Origin of the sequence: uncultured Lactobacillus sp., assembly GCF_945290125.1 — a bacterium.
GTDB lineage: Bacteria > Bacillota > Bacilli > Lactobacillales > Lactobacillaceae > Lactobacillus > Lactobacillus rizhaonensis.
Genome location: NZ_CALYQV010000101.1, coordinates 1 through 3,914 on the forward strand (window position 1 = coordinate 1; position 3,914 = coordinate 3,914).

A 3,914-nucleotide genomic window follows, 5' to 3' on the forward strand; every position below is an offset into this window, starting at 1 on the left:
AGCATAAAGAAGAAGCAGATAAAAGTATCGTCATACTTCTATCTGCTTCTATTTTCGGATGTTTGGCGAGAAACCGACAAGCAAGACATTGCAAATCTTTTTTATTAAGTTTAGTGAATTAACAAAACAGTTTCCAATTAGTTTATTTTGCTTTTTGTGTTTCAAGTTCAAGGAAAGCTAGTTATCGTTAACTTAATACATTTATTTACTTACACTTTCGATTATCTTAATTAGTGCTTATTCTTTAAGGCTTTAGAAACTGCATCTTGTATTGCATGTGAAGTTCTAGTAGCCCCGGTAACAACATCAACTTGAGTAGAATTTGCTTTAATAATTTCTTGTGGTATAACCTTTAAAGCCTTTTTACCAATATCCTCACTTTCATTTTGCTCTATAATTTCAATATCCTTAATCTTGTTACCATCTGTGGTTACGCAGACTTTTATCTCATCGCCCATACCAGCATGAGAAGTTCCTAGAAACTGATTATTATTGAGAATAATATTCTCCCCATGATTTAATAAATCATTTTGACCATTCATTTCTTGTGAAGCATCAATTTCCTTGTCTTTTTCCGCAGCAATATTCTCTCCAGCAATCTTTCCAAATATTAAACATTCTGCAATGTTGCAAGCAGTTTGGTAATTATTGACGCAAACGCCTCCAAGTTCTCCAGCACCATATAAATGTCTGATTGGTTTATTTTCTCCATCAAGAATTTGGGCTTTACTGTTGCGTTTTGGCCCCCCTTGAGTATTAAGTACAGTATTTATCATTTTAATAGCATAATATGGGCCTTCTCTAAACTTTCTCATGGTTTTAACATCTCTGCCAAATTGATAGTCTCTACCTTGCTCTACAAAATAATTAAAGTCTTTAACTGTTCGCTTCAAATTATCAGCCGGTACATTAATTTGTTTAGCGAGTTCGGTTATGCTATCTGCTTTTACCAAGGTTTCATCATAGCCTTCAAAAGGCTTAGGTAGAGCCATTATCTGTTCATATTGAGCTTGATCAAAAATTAAATGAATATTAGTATGATAATTCGGTACATCCCATCTGCCATGATTATAAACATGACCATGACGATTGGAACCGTTCTCTTTAATATAACGAGTACCATCTTCTGCTACAGTCATAATACTGCCATGAGAAAACTGTGGATTGCCAAATACTAACCTGGCTCTACTGCCTTCCTTAGTATAAAAGGACAGACCTGGTATCAATCCCGCACTTTCATAATTCCACATATGCCAAAGCTGTGCTCCAGCCTCAATAGATAATCTAATACCATCTCCTTTATTATAAAGCGTGCCAAAAGGTGCCAAATATTGACTATTTAAATAGGCTTGGGCCATTTCACGACTATTTTCGTAACCGCCTAAAGTCAGAACAACCCCTTTAGTGGCAGCAACGCTGATATCTTGACCATTGCGTTGAATTATCGCGCCGATTATTGTTCCATCTTCTGTGTCTTTAATTAAATGCTTAGCTCTCGAATTTAACCAAACATCAATTTTATTATTTCTGTTTTGTACCTTTTTACGTAAGATTTTCCATAAAGCACTGTCTGCTATACCTTCATGAACTAAAGAAAAATCAAATGTATTTGCCCCATCAAACTCTGGAAATTCTTCCAACATTTTTTTTAATGGAAAAGCATATTTAGACGTATCCAATTTGTCGTGACGCACACTAACCGGATTAACTCCTAGATACTTTTTTAGGTAGCTTCTCATATTAGCCATGCCTTTAACATAAACAGCCTGTAGTTTTTCATCTTCATCCATTGGTTCAGACAACTGTTTATAATACTTTAACATCTCGTCATAATTATCTGCTGTACCTACTAACTGAATGCAGTAACGCGTATTTCCGCCTTCATGTCCATAAGGTGCAGAATCAACTAATAAAACTTTCGCTCCTTTATCTGCAGCGAATCTAGCAGCAGTTGCACCAGCTCCACCAAAGCCAAGCACAATAACATCATATTTTGCTTTGTATTCATGTTTCATTATTATTTACCTCACGATACATTTATATTAAATCGCTTACATACATATTATCAATGCTATAATCAGAGTTGTTAAATAGTTATTTTAAGAAAGATATATAAGCAAACGGCAATAATGAAACTCGATGAAGAATTAATTTTTAAAATTCTAGAAATTACAAAGAATTGTAAAAGTATTAGTGAAATTGCACATCAATTATATTTAAGCCAGCCATACATTAGCCAGGTCATTAAAAACGCTGAGAAATTTTACAATGTTAAACTAATTAATCGTAAAAGAATTCCTATTTATTTAACCCCTGCCGGTGAACAAGTTAAGGAAGGCTTATCTAAAATAATTAGTGAAAGAAATAAAATTAATACAAATCTTAGACCATTTATTGAATCAGAAGAGAATACTATTCGAATCTCATATACTCCTATTTGGTCAAGACAACAAGGGATTATCTTTAACGAGTTACAAAAGCACTATCCAAATACTAAATTTCTTTTATGCAATGTTTTTACTAGTAACACATCCTATAATTTAATCGTAAATCATACTTCTGATATATTCTGGGGTAGGTACCTCAAAGGCAAAGAAATCACCTCTACTTTTTTATATCGACAGATTGCCTATCTCTTAATACCCAAAAATTCTCCTCTTTTTGAAAGAGGTAAACGAGAGATTGCTTTTAGTAATGAAAAATTTAACCAACTAAATGGAACAAATTTGGTTTCGCTAGAGAGTGATTCCTGGTTTCAACAAGCTGTTAATCATGTATTTTTGGATAACGGAATAAAAACTAAACAGTCTGTTATCATGAATGACTTTATTGGAGCAGCAGAACTAGCCATTCAAGGTTGGGGAATAAACGTGACCCTCGCCAATACTCTTGACTATATAAGCACTAAAGAAGAGTTTAATTATATGAAGCTGCCTTTATCAATGCTTAACCTGGATACGGGATTAAGTATTAGTAATGAAGCATCTAAAAAAGTACAGCAAATAGCAAATAGCCTCGCTCAGATCATCAATGATGTTGGATGGCGAGTTTAAAAAATTAATACAGATACTTTTCGGCTTTGAACTAAGACTTTTTGAAGATATTTCCTTATGTAGCTTAATACGATGTTTTAATTTTAATCTACATCATCAATTTTTAGTTTTTTGATTACGTTAACACCCGGTGTCTAGTAGAAAAGTTGAGTTTAAATTATACGATCAATCAGCTAAGGCTTTAACTTTAAAGAAGTAATTGTGAATAATTTAGATGATTTTGGAATTCTAAAGTCCTAAACATTTTGTCGATCTTAATATGTGCCAATATGATTTCAAAAAGTTAGTATTGACTGATTATAAACATGATGACGCACTTTTACGCAAATTCTGTATCACAATATCGTTCAAATTAAAACAGAAAGCCACACGCACTCCTGCCAATTAGCAATTATTATAACTAATCTTCCCAAGAACGTAATTTTAAGACGATTACAATCGCAATAATCCATAAACTACCTCGGATTATTTACTGCTTGATCGAATTAAATATAAGTGTTCATTTGAGGATCGTTAAACTTCACATGCACTTCTTTAACTTTCAGGTGTATCAGCATCTTCAAAGTTCAAGCCCTGCAGATTGCAGCCCGATGGGGCGGTAATAGTTTCTTCAAAATTTTTACAAAAGTGTTGTTTTGTCCAACATCTTTAAAATCATTATTAAGCACCAGTTACTCGCTTTCTAATTTAAAACACCAATTATAGTATAGCTAGCAGCCTTTTGTGATGCTTTTTCACTTTTATAGGTAATAAAAAGACCAGTCCTGCTTATCAGCTAAAACTAGTCTCTTGCTTGCTAAATTATATTTATAATATATCCTGAATTTCAATCCTAATACTGCGGTGCGCGTAGCTCTTAAT

General features: G+C 33.3%; 2 protein-coding genes. One reads left to right on the plus strand and one right to left on the minus strand.

Going from position 1 to position 3,914, the window contains the following annotated elements:
• Positions 1-230: 230 nt before the first annotated feature.
• Positions 231-2,015, minus strand: a complete 1,785-nt coding sequence (locus tag Q0K80_RS09995; RefSeq protein WP_267392580.1) for an FAD-binding protein — start codon at positions 2,013-2,015, stop codon at positions 231-233.
• A 114-nt stretch (positions 2,016-2,129) separates the two neighbouring features.
• On the opposite strand from Q0K80_RS09995, the gene Q0K80_RS10000 reads away from it, so the two are divergent.
• Positions 2,130-3,053 (plus strand): LysR family transcriptional regulator, encoded by a 924-nt coding sequence (locus Q0K80_RS10000; protein WP_267392581.1) that lies wholly within the window; start codon positions 2,130-2,132, stop codon positions 3,051-3,053.
• Positions 3,054-3,914 lie beyond the last annotated feature (861 nt).

Coding starts and splice junctions, on each gene's coding strand:
- Q0K80_RS09995 (WP_267392580.1), bottom strand. CDS start 2,015: ATGAAACATGAATACAAAGCAAAATATGATGTTATTGTGCTTGGCTTT.
- Q0K80_RS10000 (WP_267392581.1), top strand. CDS start 2,130: ATGAAACTCGATGAAGAATTAATTTTTAAAATTCTAGAAATTACAAAG.